At 72.7% G+C, this 13818-nt stretch carries 13 protein-coding genes, 1 tRNA gene and 1 pseudogene; 10 read left to right on the forward strand and 5 right to left on the reverse strand.

All coding sequences use genetic code 11. The features are described 5' to 3' along the window. A pseudogene (locus BXA10_RS30855) lies at nt 1-132 on the forward strand (IS110 family transposase); the annotation flags it as partial. A 158-nt stretch (nt 133-290) separates the two neighbouring features. Then, a complete protein-coding gene (locus tag BXA10_RS32145) occupies nt 291-1574 on the forward strand; it encodes a hypothetical protein (RefSeq protein ID WP_245828226.1) in 1284 nt (427 codons plus the stop codon). Between the two features lie 103 nt (nt 1575-1677). Here BXA10_RS32145 and rsmI read toward each other — a convergent pair whose 3' ends face one another. Next, nucleotides 1678-2526, reverse strand: coding sequence for a 16S rRNA (cytidine(1402)-2'-O)-methyltransferase (gene rsmI, locus BXA10_RS12990; RefSeq protein ID WP_139337983.1), 849 nt, complete (start codon nt 2524-2526; stop codon nt 1678-1680). Between the two features lie 86 nt (nt 2527-2612). On the opposite strand from rsmI, the gene BXA10_RS12995 reads away from it, so the two are divergent. The 3 genes from BXA10_RS12995 (at nt 2613) to BXA10_RS13005 (ending at nt 6881) form a co-directional block, all read left to right on the forward strand. Next, nucleotides 2613-4295, forward strand: coding sequence for a dolichyl-phosphate-mannose--protein mannosyltransferase (locus BXA10_RS12995; RefSeq protein ID WP_076470595.1), 1683 nt, complete (start codon nt 2613-2615; stop codon nt 4293-4295). 562 nt (nt 4296-4857) lie between these two features. Beyond that, complete coding sequence (locus BXA10_RS13000) at nt 4858-6084, forward strand: VWA domain-containing protein (RefSeq protein WP_139337997.1); 1227 nt, start codon at nt 4858-4860, stop codon at nt 6082-6084. A 2-nt stretch (nt 6085-6086) separates the two neighbouring features. Beyond that, entirely contained in the window at nt 6087-6881 is a 795-nt protein-coding gene (locus BXA10_RS13005; protein ID WP_076470826.1) for a peptidase, read from the forward strand. 73 nt (nt 6882-6954) lie between these two features. Here BXA10_RS13005 and BXA10_RS13010 read toward each other — a convergent pair whose 3' ends face one another. Further along, complete coding sequence (locus BXA10_RS13010; RefSeq protein WP_245828227.1) at nt 6955-7191, reverse strand: hypothetical protein; 237 nt, start codon at nt 7189-7191, stop codon at nt 6955-6957. 279 nt (nt 7192-7470) lie between these two features. On the opposite strand from BXA10_RS13010, the gene BXA10_RS13015 reads away from it, so the two are divergent. Both BXA10_RS13015 and BXA10_RS13020 read left to right on the forward strand, forming a co-directional pair. After that, a complete protein-coding gene (locus BXA10_RS13015) occupies nt 7471-8124 on the forward strand; it encodes a 4'-phosphopantetheinyl transferase family protein (protein ID WP_076470598.1) in 654 nt (217 codons plus the stop codon). Between the two features lie 98 nt (nt 8125-8222). Continuing rightward, nucleotides 8223-9425 (forward strand): DUF4352 domain-containing protein, encoded by a 1203-nt coding sequence (locus tag BXA10_RS13020; protein ID WP_076470599.1) that lies wholly within the window; start codon nt 8223-8225, stop codon nt 9423-9425. A gap of 127 nt (nt 9426-9552) precedes the next feature. On the opposite strand, the gene BXA10_RS13025 is transcribed toward BXA10_RS13020, so the two are convergent. Next, nucleotides 9553-10095, reverse strand: a complete 543-nt coding sequence (locus BXA10_RS13025; RefSeq protein ID WP_076470600.1) for an NUDIX domain-containing protein — start codon at nt 10093-10095, stop codon at nt 9553-9555. A 67-nt stretch (nt 10096-10162) separates the two neighbouring features. On the opposite strand from BXA10_RS13025, the gene BXA10_RS30860 reads away from it, so the two are divergent. The 3 genes from BXA10_RS30860 (at nt 10163) to BXA10_RS13035 (ending at nt 12224) form a co-directional block, all read left to right on the forward strand. After that, nucleotides 10163-10330: an RICIN domain-containing protein gene (locus tag BXA10_RS30860; protein ID WP_139337984.1), complete on the forward strand. Its 168-nt coding sequence runs from the start codon at nt 10163-10165 to the stop codon at nt 10328-10330. A 121-nt stretch (nt 10331-10451) separates the two neighbouring features. Continuing rightward, nucleotides 10452-11861, forward strand: a complete 1410-nt coding sequence (locus tag BXA10_RS13030; protein WP_139337985.1) for an FAD-dependent oxidoreductase — start codon at nt 10452-10454, stop codon at nt 11859-11861. Between the two features lie 171 nt (nt 11862-12032). Next, the gene (locus tag BXA10_RS13035; protein ID WP_076470601.1) at nt 12033-12224 is read left to right on the forward strand and encodes a general stress protein CsbD; all 192 of its coding nucleotides are present in this window, start codon (nt 12033-12035) and stop codon (nt 12222-12224) included. A gap of 243 nt (nt 12225-12467) precedes the next feature. On the opposite strand, the gene BXA10_RS13040 is transcribed toward BXA10_RS13035, so the two are convergent. Together BXA10_RS13040 and BXA10_RS13045 are read right to left on the reverse strand one after the other, a co-directional pair. Beyond that, a complete protein-coding gene (locus BXA10_RS13040; RefSeq protein WP_076470602.1) occupies nt 12468-12788 on the reverse strand; it encodes a hypothetical protein in 321 nt (106 codons plus the stop codon). Nucleotides 12789-13273: 485 nt separating this feature from the next. Next, nucleotides 13274-13347 (reverse strand) — tRNA-Ala (locus BXA10_RS13045). Between the last annotated feature and the right edge of the window lie 471 nt (nt 13348-13818).

Below are 13818 nucleotides of genomic sequence, written 5' to 3' on the forward strand. Positions count from 1 at the left end.
CGAGCCCAAGGAAAACGCCACAACGCCGCCCTCATCTGCCTCGCCCGACGCCGCTGCGACGTCCTATACGCCATGCTCCGCGACAAGATCCCCTACCAACCCCGCCCAGCCGCCTCAATCGCCACCGCTTGACGAAACCCATAGGGACACCCCCCACCCGCCGCAACGCGCAGCCGTGACGCGCTCAGGTCGGCGGACCGGCCAGGATTCCCGGGCCGATGGTCCGATTTGTCATCGACACGCGCTTTCGCTGCCCGATCGAGGGAGCGAGCGGGTGTGCAATGAGCGTCGTGGCTGGCAGACGAGCGCGCCGTGAACCGGACGAACGCCCCTCGCGGGCAGCGCTCGCCGACGGGCGGGACGCAGCACCCGGCGACGACGCCCCGACCCGGTCGGACGCCGACGGGGACGCCTCCGCGGACGACGACGCGTCGGGCGACGGGCCCGCGCGCGCCCTGACGGTGCGCGGACCCGGGGTGGCACCGCAGCCCCGTGCGGTGCCCGGCACCGACGCCACGCCGGCTCCCGGCCGATCGGCCCGGACCGAGCCCCGATCACCACGCACCGGCCCGCCGGCCGAGCGGCAGCAGACCGGGCCACCGCGGGCCGGCCAGGTGCCGGCGCCCGCCCGCAGCCGCCGAGACCCGCCGGAGACCGCCGACGGCCCGGCGGGGACCGGAGACGGCCCGGCGGGGACCGGAGACGGCCCGGCGGGGACCGGAGACGAGTCGCCCGCTCGCCCCGCCGCGGAACGTCCGGGCCATGAGGCGACGCCGAGCCGGGACGGCGACCGCGTACCCGAGGCGGAGCGCGCCCAGCTCGCCGCCGATGTGGAGCCGACGACCGGGGCGCCGGTGGACGCGCTGCCGCGCCGGGTGCCCGTACGCCAATCGAAGCGCCGGCGCCGCCTCGGCCTGGGCACCGACGGCGAGCCCGCGGCGGACGACCAGACGGTCTGGGCGCCGATCGAGGAGGTGCACTGGGACGGCACCCCGATCCGCGAGGAGCCGGCACCGGAGCGGAACCGGCCGGCTCGGGACGGCGCCGGCCAGCGTCGACGCGCCCGTCGTGCCAGCCACCCGCCGGACCCGCTCCCCGGACTCGCCGCACTGCTGGCGCTGAGCCTGGTCGCGGCGTTCTTCGCCTGGGTCAGCGCCGGGCCGCTCTGGGTCGCGCTGGGCCACGCCACGCATGGCACCTCATTGATCACCGACTGCAGCGGCAGTGGCCTGACGCAGCGCTGCCGAGGCATCTTCACCGCCGACGACCGGCGCTTCATCGCCCACGGGGTGCGGGTCAGCGACGTGCCGGCCGACCAGGCCGTAGCTGGCAGAACACTTCCGGCCCGGATGACCGGCCCGGAGGGCGGGACCGCGTACGCCGACACCGGCGGGGCCGCCCATCACCTGCGCTGGGTGCTCGGCCTGCTGGCGGTGGCGGGTTGCGGCGCCGGGATCGCCCGCTGGACCGGGGCCACCCGGCTGAAGGGGCAGCGGGCCCGCCGTTGGGGCATCGGCCTCGCGTTCGCCGGGCCGGCGCTGATCACGGCGGGTTTCCTCGTCACCGCCTGGTGACCCGCGCGAACGCTCACTCTCCGGCGAGCGGATCCGGCGGCTGGAGATCCAGGCCCTCGGCCGGCTGCCCGACGGTCGCGCGGCCGGTCGGGTCCGGAGCTGATCAGCGGTGCACGACGCCGTACACGTCGCGGCGGCGCAGGCCGTACGCGGTGGCCACCTCGCTGATCGCGTCACGCCGGGAGAGGCCGGCCGCCTCCCGGTCCGCGACGGCGGCGCGCAGCGTGTCGTCGTCGGGGGGCTCCGGGGCGGTCGCGGGCGCTCCGGCCACCACCAGCGTGATCTCGCCACGCGGCTCCCCCTCGGCGGCCCAGCGGGCCAACTCGCCGAGCGGCCGGCGGAGCACCTCCTCGTACGTCTTGGTGAGTTCGCGGCAGAGCGCGGCCGGGCGGTCGGCGCCGAACGCGTCCGCCAGGTCGGCCAGCGCGCCGGCGATCCGGTGTGGCGCCTCGAAGAAGACGAGGGTGCGCTCCTCGCCGGCCAGCGCCCGCAGGCGGGACCGCCGCGCGCCGGGCGAGCGGGGCAGGAACCCCTCGAAGCAGAACCTGTCGCAGGGCAGCCCGGAGAGCGCGAGGGCGGTGGTGACCGCGCTCGGCCCCGGCGCGGCGGTGACCGGCGCCCCGGCGTCCAGCGCGGCGCGGACCAGCCGGTAGCCGGGGTCGGAGACGCTCGGCATGCCGCCGTCGGTGACCAGAGCGACGACGTAACCGGCCTGGATCACCTCGACCAGTTCGGGCGTACGCCGCTCCTCGTTGCCCTCGAAGTAGGAGACGATCCGGCCCGGCACGGTGACGTCGAGGTCGCGGGCCAGCCGGGTGAGGCGGCGGGTGTCCTCGGCCGCCACCACGTCGGCGGTGGTGAGCACCTCACGGAACCGCGCGGACGCGTCCGCCGGGTTGCCGAGCGGCGCGCCGAGCAGGATGAGACGCCCAACATCCGACATATCACCCACGGGATCTTTCGCTCCTCGATCGACGGCGGTGGCGGGATCGGGGACGACTGACGCCACCGGTCACCTCCGCAGCCTACGATCGCCGGGTGACGAGTGCGTCGACAGCACAGAGCGCGAACGCGCCCCGGGTCGATTCGGAGCGTACGGCCGGTGGCGGGCCGACCGACGGCGGCGCCGTTCCGAGCGTGGTCCGCGCCCGGCTGGCCACCGTCGAGACCCGGCTCGACCGGTGGTCGTGGCTGGCCACCGGCGTGGTCGTGCTGATCGCCGGCATCCTGCGCTTCGTCGGCCTGTCCGGCCCCAAGGGCAAGATCTTCGACGAGACCTACTACGCCAAGGACGCGTACGGGCTGATCTCACGCGGCGTCGAGTGGAACTACAAGGACGGCGGCCCGTCGTACGTGGTGCACCCGCCGCTGGGCAAGTGGCTCATCGGGCTCGGCGAGTGGGCGTTCGGCTACCAGGACGCGGAGAGTCACGTCTCGGTGCCGGGGCACCTCATGACCACCGCGCCGGAGTTCGGCTGGCGCTTTTCGGCGGCCGTCATCGGCACCCTGTCGGTGCTGCTGCTGGTACGGATCGGGCGGCGGTTGTTCCGGTCGACCGCGCTCGGCTGCGCGGCCGGCCTGCTGCTCGCCCTGGACGGCTTCCACCTGGTGCTCTCCCGCACGGCGCTGCTCGACATCTTCCTGCTCTTCTTCGTGCTGGCCGCGTTCGGCGCGCTGGTGCTGGACCGGGACGCCCGCCGGCGGCAGTGGACGCGCGCGCTGGACGCCGGGCTGGATCCCACCCAGCCGGGGCGGGCCGGTCGACCGGCCAACGGGTGGCGCGGGTGGCCGTGGTGGCGTCTCGTCGCGGCGGTGCTGTTCGCGGGCGCCTGCGCGGTGAAGTGGAGCGGGCTCTACTTCCTGCCGGCGTTCGTGCTGCTGGTGTTCGTGTGGGAAGCCGGTGTCCGCCGCTCGGCGGGCGTACGCCGCCCGTGGCGGGACGCGTTCGTCGGCGAACTGCCCTGGCTGGCGCTGGCCGGGGTGCTGATGGTCGGCACCTACCTGGCCACCTGGTCCGGTTGGTTGTTGACCGACGACGGCTACTACCGCCTGGCCGCCAACTACCCGGGCGCCCCACTGAGCGACAGACCGGTGATCGGGCCGCTGATCAACCTCTTCGAGTACCACAAGGCCGCGTACGGCTTCCACACCCACCTGGACACGGGGCACAAGTACCAGTCCTGGCCGTGGCAGTGGCTGCTGCTGGGCCGCCCGGTCGCGTTCTACTGGTCCGGCGACGGCCCGTGCGGGGCGGCGAACTGCGCGGCGGAGATCCTGCTGCTCGGCACCCCGCTGCTCTGGTGGTCGTTCCTCCCGGCCCTGGTGGCGACCGCCTGGCTCGGCCTGGCCCGCCGGGACTGGCGGGCGGGTGCCATCCTGCTGATGGTGGCCGCCGGCCTGCTGCCCTGGTTCTGGTTCGCCCTGGACGGGCGGACGATGTTCTCCTTCTACACCGCGCCGGCGCTGCCGTTCATGGTGCTGGCGGTGGTGTACGTGCTCGGCGCGATCGTCTCGCCCGCGGGGGCGCGGGCCGGAGCGGCACGGACGGGCGGGCCGGGCGACGCCGGATACGACCGCAAGTTGATCGGTGGCGTGATCGCCGGCGCCTACGTGTTGCTGGTGGCGCTCTGCTTCGCGTACTTCTATCCGATCTTCGTCGGCGAGGTTATCCCGTACGCGGAGTGGTCGGCCCGCATGTGGTTGGGCGGTCGCTGGATCTGACGCCGGTTCGCTCGCCTCGGGGGTCCGATGGGCGACGGCTGGCGGAGCACGACGGAACGATAACGGCCCGTACGCGTTCGCGTGCGGGCCGTTATGACAGAGAAGCGCGCCCCGATCGCCTGCCACGGGGGAAGCGGGCGATTGGGGCGCGCATGAGAAGCTTAACCACCGCGCACCACCGGCACAACGGGTCGACTTGGGTCAGATTTCTGACGGATACCCCCTTTGGTCACGGGACAGATCCGGCAACTGACCGTCGGTCACCGACCGCACTCATCGCCTCCGACGCAGCGCCAGGACGGCGGCCCGGCGGCGGCGCGGGGACGGTGGGGCGCGGTTCCCGATGGGGGCGCGGGCGGCGGCGCGGAGGGGGCGGCTCCCCTCGGGACCCGGCCGGCCCGGTAGGAGGACGGGGGCCGTCGGGCGGCCCGACGCCGACACACCCGAGTGATCATCCTAAGTGGACCTCACTACACTTCGCCCAGTGATCAACTTAAGACGTTCCACCACTGTCCTCGCCGGACTGGTGGTGATTCCCGCGCTGCTCGGGCCGGTACCGGCCATGGCCGACGAGCCGGAGCCCGCCGAGCCGCCCCGGGTCGAGCTGGTCCTCGACGTCAGCGGTTCGATGGGGGCCCGGGACATCGAGGGCCGAAGCCGGATCTCGGTGGCGCAGCAGGCGTTCAACGAGGTCGTCGACGCGCTGCCGGAGACCACCCAGCTCGGCATCCGGGTGCTCGGTGCGACGTACAAGGGTGAGAACAAGAAGGTCGGCTGCCTGGACACCCAGCAGATCGTCCCGGTGGGGCCGGTCGACCGGAGCCAGGCGAAGGACGCCGTGGCGGGCCTGAAGCCGACCGGTTTCACCCCGGTCGGGCTCGCGCTGCGCGAAGCCGCCGAGGACCTCGGCACCGGCGCCACCACCCGCCGCATCGTGCTGATCACCGACGGCGAGGACACCTGCGCGCCGCCGGATCCGTGCGACGTCGCGCGGGAACTCGCCGCCCAGGGCACCCGGCTGGTCGTCGACACGCTGGGTCTCGCCCCGGACGAGAAGGTACGCCGGCAGCTGCTCTGCATCGCCGCCGCGACCGGCGGGACGTACACCGCCGCACAGAGCACCGACCAGCTGACCAACCGGATCAAGCAGCTGGTGGACCGGGCCCAGGAGACGTACACCCGAACGCCGACGGTGGTCGGTGGCAGCTCCGTCTGCGAGGGCGCGCCGCTGCTCGCCCCCGGCGTCTACACCGACCGGGAGAAGTTCTCCGAGCACCGCTGGTACCGGGTGCCGGTCCGGCCGGGTCAGGAGCTGCGCGCCTCGGTGAGCGTGGCACTGGACCGGCCCGTCAACCCGGACTACGGCGTTCTGCTGCGGGCCGTCGCGACCGACGGCCGGGAACTGGTCCGCGGGGTGGACGCGGGCAGCGGCCGGGCGGACGTGGTCTCCGCCGGCCTGCGCTGGTCGGACGACCACGAGGACGCGGACGAGCGGGACGACGCGGACGGCTCGGCCACCACGGCGGCGACCGACCCGGAGATCGTGCCACCGACCATGGTCTGCCTGGTCGTCAGCAACTCGTTCGCCCCGCGCGCCGGCACCGAGGCGAGCCCGGGGATGCCGGTGGAGCTGACCGTCGACGTGGTCGCGGCGTCGCCGACGCCGAAGGGCCCGGACCTCGGTCGCGGCTGGGTGCTGCTGGCCCTGCTGACCGTGGCCGGCCTGGTCACCGGTCTGCTAACCGGCCTGCTGACCCGCTGGTGGGTCGCCACGTGGAGGGAGAAGTGAGCGTGCGTACCACTCTGACCCGATCGCTGGCCGCGCTCGTCGCCGCCGCCGGCCCGGTGGCGCTGCCCGCGACGGCGCTCGCCGCCCCGAGCGACGGGCCGACGCCCTCCCCCGGCGCCGCGACCGTTACCCGCGCCGGCACCTCCTTCCTCACCGCTACCACGATCGCCGCCGGCCAGCCGGTCCAGGTGGACGCCTCGACGGGCGACTACCTCTACTGGTCGTTCACCGCGGACGCCGGGCAGGTGCACGACATCTCGGCCACCGTCTCGTTCCCCGGTGCGCGCAGCGGCGCGTCGACCTGGACCGTCGAGGTCTTCGACGGGCTTCGCCGCCGGCAGGCGTGCACGGCCGGGGCGCAGACTCCGACCGCCGACAAGGCGGCGAGCAGCGTCTCGCTCGGTTGCACGCTGCGCGAGGTACGGCCATGGGCCGAGCCCTGGTCTGCCGATCCACTGCCCGGCACGTACTTCGTCCGGCTCTCGGTCGCCGACGTGCCGGAGCCGGACCTGGGCGCGCCGGTCGAGGTCGAGCTGCTGGTCAGCGCCGACGGCGAGGGCGCACCGGCCGACGACGGCGAACTGGCGGTGCCGTTGGTACCGAACACCCGGGCGGGCGCGGTGCTGACCGATGAGCAGGCCATCGCGCCCGTCGACGACGCGGACGAGGGGAGCTGGCTCGACGACCTGCTGCCCGCGCTGGGCTCGCGGTGGATCTGGACGAGCGTCGGCGGCATCCTGGCCGCGGTGGCCGGCGTGGTCGGCTTCGCGCTCACCCGCCGGCCGCGGCGCGCCTGACGCGCCGGCGCTGACCTGCCGGTCCCGTCCCGAGCCACGCGGCTCGGGACGGGACCGGTACCCGCGAGACGGTTCAGCTGCTTCTCGACCCCCGGCGCAGCCACCCGATGAACCGGTTCTGGAGTGACGTCACGGACGCGGTGCGCAGGTCCTCGCTCGCGGCCGCGAGGCAGGAACCCAGGTAGACGCTGAGTGTGGCGCGGTCGCCGTACTCGCGGAGCAGCCGGCTGCGCTTCGTCGCGCACGGCCAATCCTCGCCGCAGGAGCCGCAGCTCCAGGTGGGCTGCTCCGGTGCGTGTTCGTCGCTCACCGGGCCGGACGGTTCCGCACCACCGGTCATCGCACTCCCTCTCCGGGTCCTGACATGGCCGGACGCGCGCGCCGGCCCCGACGATCGTCATGGTGGTCGATGCCCCTCGTGCCGTGCGTGGGCCACAGCGCCACAGAACCACCCGGTGTTACATAGTTGCGGTACTTTCGCCATTCATGACAGTCAGAAAGTTGACGATAGGCCGTCCGGACGGCCTATCGACAGGGTTCAACGCGCGCGACCGCTGGTCGTCGCGCCACCGCCCCGACCGGCCCGGCCATGCGTGACCTGTTGCCGCCCGAGGTCGCGGTGGCCGTGGCCGGGCCGCTCGACTGGACCGGTCGGCTGCTCGCCGAAGAGCTGGCCTGTCTCGGTGAACGGGCGGTGGAGAGCCGACGGCGGGACTTCACCGCCGGGCGGGTCTGCGCGCGACGGGCGATGGCCACACTCGGGCTGCCGCCGGCCCCCGTGTCGGCCGCCGACCGGGCGCCGGTGTGGCCGTCCGGCGTGGTCGGCACCATCACCCACACCCGGGGGTACTGCGCGGCGGCCGCGGCCCGCAGCTCCGAGGTCCGCGCCGTCGGCATGGACGCGGAGCAGCACAAGGAGCTCAGTCCGGGGGTACGCCGACTCATCTGCCTGCCCGAGGAGGACGAGCGCCTCGCCCGGCTGCCGGTCGGCACCTCCTGGCCCGCAGTGCTGTTCAGCGCCAAGGAGACCGTCTACAAGGTGTGGCATCCGGTGGTCGGCACCTGGCTCGACTTCACCGACGCCCTGGTCGAGATCGACCCGGACGCCGGCACGTTCAGCGCCCGGATCGCGCCCGCGCGGGTCGACGCCGCGCCGGTCGGGAATCCACCACGAGCGGTGCACGGGCGCTTCGTCGTGACCGGCGGTCTGGTCCGCACCGCCGCGGTACTACCCCTGCCCTGACGAGTGCGGGCGCGTCCCGGCGGGGCACAACCCGTCGTCCGGGCACGGTAGCGTCGGCGAGTTCCCTCCCCTCCCATGCCCACGATCCAAGGAGTACGGTGAGCCACCCCGACCCGCCCGCCGGGCCGCACGATCCCGACCAGCCGTATCCGGAGCCGCCGACCCAGGCGTTCCCCACGGCCCCGATCCCGCCGGCCCAGCCCACTCCAGCCGACCCGACCGTCGCGATGCCGTCCGCCCCGGCGGTTCCGGCCGACCCGACCGTCGCGATGCCACCGCCCCCGTTCCCGCAGGGCGCCACCACGGCGATGCCGACGGCTCCGTTCCCGCAGGGCAACGCCACCACCCCGATGCCGACGGCGTCGGCCGGGGCGACGAGTCCGATGCCGCACAACCCGTGGGCACCGACCGCCGGAGGGCAGCCGCCGACGACCGTGCCCCAGCAGCCGGTTCCGGGTACGCCGCAACCCCCTGTCTCCGGCAGCCCGTGGGCGGCACCCTCAACGCCCGAGCCGCCCGTGTCCAGCCCACCTCAGCCGCCGGCCGGTAACCCCTGGGCCGCGCCCGGCGCAGCTCAGCAGCCGACACCGCCCGGTCCGTACCCGCCTGCGGGCCAGCCTTACCCGGCCGCGCCCGCCGCCTATCCGCCGGGCGCCTACCCGCCCGGCGGTTATCCGCCCGGCGGGCCGCAGCCGCCAGAGAAGAAGTCGAACAAGACGGTGCTGATCATCGTCATCGTGGTGGCGGTGCTGGCACTGCTCTGCTGCGGTGGCGGCGTCGCCGCCGTGATCTACGGGGCGAACCAGGCGGACGAGGTGGCGGCCTCCCTGCCGACCACGACGCCGACCGGAGACGTGGACATCCCGTCGGCCCTCCCGGACGACCCGGAGGAGACCGCCGACAGCGAGACCCGGAACATGGCGGTCGGCGACACCCTCGTGATCACCGAGGACGTCAGCGTTGTGGAGATCACCGTGACCAAGTTCAGCACCAGGACGAAGGGCTGCAACGAGTTCGCGCCGGATCCGGACAAGGGCATCTACCTGATCGCGGACGTCACGGTCAAGGCCACCAAGGGCAGCGCCGCGGTGAATCCGCTCTATTTCCAGTGGGTGGCGGCGGACGGTACGGAGACCAACGCCATTGCCGGGCTGTTCGCCGGCTGCGGTGAGAACCTCGAGCCCGGCGACATCTCCGCGGGGCGCAAGCGAACCGGCACGGTGGTGTTCAACGTCGCGGACAAGAACGGTGTGCTGGAGTACCTGCACCAGTTCCAGCCCGCCGGATCCTGGAAGCCGTAGCGGTTGATCGGGAGGTCGGCGTGTTTGGCCGGCCTCCCGCAGCACCTCGGCACCCCACCGCGACGAGCCGCTCGGCCGTTGCTCCACCCGACGGCCGCCATTCCGGCCAGCAACGGGCTCGGGCCGGTTACGGGTTACCCGCCGCACCGGCCGCCCGCCAGGCGAGCACCCGGCGGTACGCCTCGAAGCCGTCCGGCACCCAGGCCCACTCGGTGAGCCGCCGGTCCAGCTCGTCCTCGGTCAGGAATGCGTGCCAGGCGACCTCCTCGGGTTGCGGGGTGACCTCCGACGGGCAGCGCACCTCGTAGACGAACGACCACCAGCTGTGCTCGGAGGTCTCGTAGAGGAACTTGAACAACGGCACGGGCGCGGGCAGGCCGGACACCCCCAGCTCCTCCTCGGCCTCCCGCAGCGCCGCCTCGTCGTACGACTCGCCCGATCCGACCACCCCGCCGACGAACATGTCGTACAGCGACGGGAAGACGAGCTTACGAGCGGTACGACGGTGCACGAAGACGCGACCGTCGTCGTCCCGCGCCAGCACGAACGCGCAGCGGTGCCGGAGCCTGTTCGCGTACACCTCGCTGCGCCGCGCCTGACCCACCACCCGGTCCTGCTCGTCGACGACGTCCAGCAGCTCGTCGGCGGACAGTGGCGACTGATCTTCCATGAGCACAGCTTGCCACTTGTTACCGTCGAGTTACAGCGACCGTCCAGTTGGGGCACCGATCGACAGGATGCGATTCTTGTTCACCTGCTCCCGCATCGCCCGTGGCTTCGCCAGTGGCCGCTGCGTCGACATTCCGGGCGGCGACGCCACCGCCGGTGTCCGGCTCCGGATGTGGGACTGCCGCCGTACGGCCGGGCAGCCGTGGAGCTTCCCGTCCGACTGCAGCGTCCGCTAGATGGGCAAGTGCCTCGATGTGGCCGGACACTCGACGCAGAATGGTGCAGCCGTCCAGTTGGCCGACTGCACCGGTGCGAGCTCCCGGCGCCGACGTGTTCGACCACCCGAGGAGTGATCGCATGCGCCCGTCCCCGTCCCGGATCTTCTCGCAGATAGCGACGGCCGAACGGCCGACCGACCCGAGCGTCGTCATGCGGCGCGCCGTGGTGCTCGGCGGCAGCATCGCCGGGCTGATGGCAGCCCGGGTGCTCAGCGACCACGCCGATGAGGTGCTGATCGTCGAGCGCGACCCGTCCGATGTGGAGGACGGGCCCCGGCCGGGCGTACCGCAGGGCAGTCAGGTGCACGCGCTGCTGCCGTCCGGCCAGGTGCAGCTGTCGCGATGGTTCCCCGGCATCGTCGACGAGGCGCTCGCGCTCGGCGCCCCGTTGCCGCCGAGTGCGGACGCCACGGCGAAGACCTTCGTGAACGGGGTACTGGGGGTACCGCCGCCGCCGGCAGCTGCCACCGGCCCGATGCTGATCACCACGCGGCCCTTCCTGGAGGCACTGGTCCGGCGGTACACGCTCGCCGCCGGCAACGTCCGGATGGTGTACGGCCGGGCGGACGGCCTGGCCTACGCGGGCCGGCGCGTCACCGGCGCGCGGTACGTGCCCCGGGACGGCGCCGAGCCGGTCGTCGAACCCGCGGATCTCGTGGTCGACGCGATGGGACGGTCCAGCAGGCTGAGCGAGTGGCTGGCCGACGGTGGGTGGCCCCGCCCGCCGATGCAGCGGATGCCGATCAAGCTGAACTACGCGACCGCGCTCTTCCGGCGGGACGAGAAGGTGAGCGACACCTGGGTCGTGGTCTACCAGACCATGGCGGGCAAAGGCCGCACCGCCCGGATCGGCGGGATCAACTCGGTCGAGGACGGCCGCTGGATGGTGCTGGTCGCCGGCTACGACGACGATCGGCCGAGCCGGGACGTCGCCGACTTCACCGCCCGTTGCCGAGAGCACTATCCGGAGATGTTCGGCGAGATCGCCGAGCGTGGCGAGATGCTGGGCGACGTGGTCACGTACCACCAGGCCGACAGCCGGCGCCGGGACTTCCACAAGCTCGACCGGATGCCCGCCGGTCTGGTCGCCGCCGGGGACGCGATCGCCTCGTTCAATCCGGTGTACGGCCAGGGCATGACCTCCGCGATGCTGCACGCCTCCTGCCTGTCGGCGTACCTGCGCTCCGGGCCGCGGCCGCACGAGGAGCCGGCGCGGGCGTACTTCGACCAGGTCCGGGTGATCGTCGACGCAGCATGGCAGATCTCCACCTCGGCCGATGTCGAGCTGCCGCACGTCGACGGGCCGTACCCGCGCGGGTACAAACTCACCAAGTGGTTCGGCGACCTGGTCTTCCGGGCGGCGCAGACCGACCCGGTGCTGAGCGCCCGCCTGAGCCGCGTCACCACCATGCTCGACCACCCGGCGGCGCTGAGCCGACCCGGCACGCTACTGCGCGCGCTCCGGCTCGGCCTGCCGCACCGTGGCTGACCGGCCGGCCGGCGTGCCGCCTCCGGCACGGCGACGGGCTGCCGTCCTGTCGCTGACCGGCCGCACCGCCTGTCCGGATCCGGCCGAGACTGCCGGGTTTCCACCACCGGCGGGCGGGGACGCGAGACAGGAAGTGGAACCTGACTCTCGCCATGACCGCAGGGAGGCGACATGAGCTTCGAGAGGGCGACCGGGAACGTCGAAAAGCTGGCCGGCCCGGCCCGCGCCCGGCTGGGCGACATGACCCAGGAGGAGCGGGCACGGGCGGAACAGGTGGCACAACGGGACGAAATCCGGGGCAAGCAGCCCGGCGAGCACGTCCAGGAAGATGCGCGGGACGCAAAGGACGATTTCACCGGCTGACCCGTCGGACGGCGGCGGCCCGGTCCGGAGGCCGGGCCGCCGCCGTCCGAGCCCAGGATCAAAAGGCCGCTTCCGACTTGGCCAGCCGCCGCGACCGCGACCCCCTCGCTTGTAAGTTCTAGGCGCTTCGGCTGGGCGGGTTCGTCTGTATCCGTGAGCTCGAAGAGACTGTCCGTGGCCGGCGGTTGCCGGCCCGTCCTCGTCCCGGCCTGTTGCTGTCGAGAGCCCCGCCGTGCGCCCGCCTCAGTCCGCTCCGGCGGCTTCGGCGCTGCTGCCGTCCTTGAACCTGACCACCGCCTGCGGTAGTTCTTCCGCAACACGCGCCGCCAGCACACGTCCCTCAGCAGCGAAGGCCGCATCCTCCTCTGCCCCGACGACTCTGCTGTCGTTTGGATCGGCGATGTTGACCATTGATTCCGACCACTGCTGCCAGGAAGCCAATCGCCCGACGAGGCCGGCGGAAAGCCCGAGGGTTGCAGGATCGCGCGGCTCGTAGATGCCGCTGTCCTCGTCACGAACCCACAGGGGCCAGCATCCGTAGTCATCCATCACCTTGATCAGCACTACGCCAGGCTACGTAGAAGAGTTGAAGCGGAACATAGAGCTGCTGTCCTGCTACCAGCGGCGCGGCTGTTCGACACGTGCCCACCCGGCGCCTTGGGCTGTCAAGGTTGCTCACTGGTTGACGACGTTTCACGGTGTCTTGTGCCCCTTGTGTGCCCCGGAACCCCGCCCTACCACTTCCGACGCCATTCGAGGCGACCCCGATGCGCCACGGCCGGGACGTCCCTCGCTGGACGTACAGCAGCGAGATTCGCGCGGGATCGCGTCACGCTCGTCTTCCGCATCGGCGCTGGCGAGCCCTACGAACTGAGCTGCACGGTTCACGAGGAGCAGGGGCTGATCTACCTCACGATGCATCGAACACCGCTGCCGGATTAGCTCGCGGCCAGTCCCATCGACCCTGCGGTCGACGACTGCTGTACTTCGCTGCTGTACAAGATCGAAAAAGGCCGTCTCCCACCACGGGAAACGGCCTTTGAACTGGGTGGAGCTGAGGGGATTTGAACCCCTGACCCCCTCGATGCGAACGAGGTGCGCTACCGGTCTGCGCCACAGCCCCTCCGCCGGCGAACCGGCGTCGGTCCCACCCGGCTAACACCGGGCGGGCCGGCGACAAGGCTAACAGGTCGACCGCCCCGGGGGCGAATCCACCCCACCCCGCCGCGCCCCTCCGGGCGATCATGCAGCCACCAGCCTCCGGAGAAGCCTCATATCGGGAAGAGCCGGTCATCAGGCGCTCGGCACGACAGGGTGATCAACTCGACTTCCATGAGGTCGGGGCATCCGACTCAACGGGACACCCCGACTTCATGGAAGTCGAGTTGACCATGCGCCCGCGACGACCACGCCGGGCCTGACACCGGGACAGGGCCCGACACCAATGCAGGGCCTGACACCAGACCGGACCCGACGGCCAGGGCAGGCCCGACGCCAGGCCGGGCCCGACCGCCACGCCGGGCCCCACGGCCAGGGCAGGCCCGACCACCAGGACCGGGCCAGAACGGGCCAGGGCAGGCCCGACCACCAGGAC

The sequence above is a fragment of the Micromonospora avicenniae genome, from assembly GCF_900156065.1.
Lineage (GTDB): Bacteria > Actinomycetota > Actinomycetes > Mycobacteriales > Micromonosporaceae > Micromonospora > Micromonospora avicenniae.

Coding starts and splice junctions, on each gene's coding strand:
- BXA10_RS13000 (WP_139337997.1), top strand. CDS start 4,858: ATGGCCGACGAGCCGGAGCCCGCCGAGCCGCCCCGGGTCGAGCTGGTC.
- BXA10_RS13015 (WP_076470598.1), top strand. CDS start 7,471: ATGCGTGACCTGTTGCCGCCCGAGGTCGCGGTGGCCGTGGCCGGGCCG.
- BXA10_RS13025 (WP_076470600.1), bottom strand. CDS start 10,095: ATGGAAGATCAGTCGCCACTGTCCGCCGACGAGCTGCTGGACGTCGTC.
- BXA10_RS30860 (WP_139337984.1), top strand. CDS start 10,163: ATGCGATTCTTGTTCACCTGCTCCCGCATCGCCCGTGGCTTCGCCAGT.
- BXA10_RS13030 (WP_139337985.1), top strand. CDS start 10,452: ATGCGCCCGTCCCCGTCCCGGATCTTCTCGCAGATAGCGACGGCCGAA.
- BXA10_RS13035 (WP_076470601.1), top strand. CDS start 12,033: ATGAGCTTCGAGAGGGCGACCGGGAACGTCGAAAAGCTGGCCGGCCCG.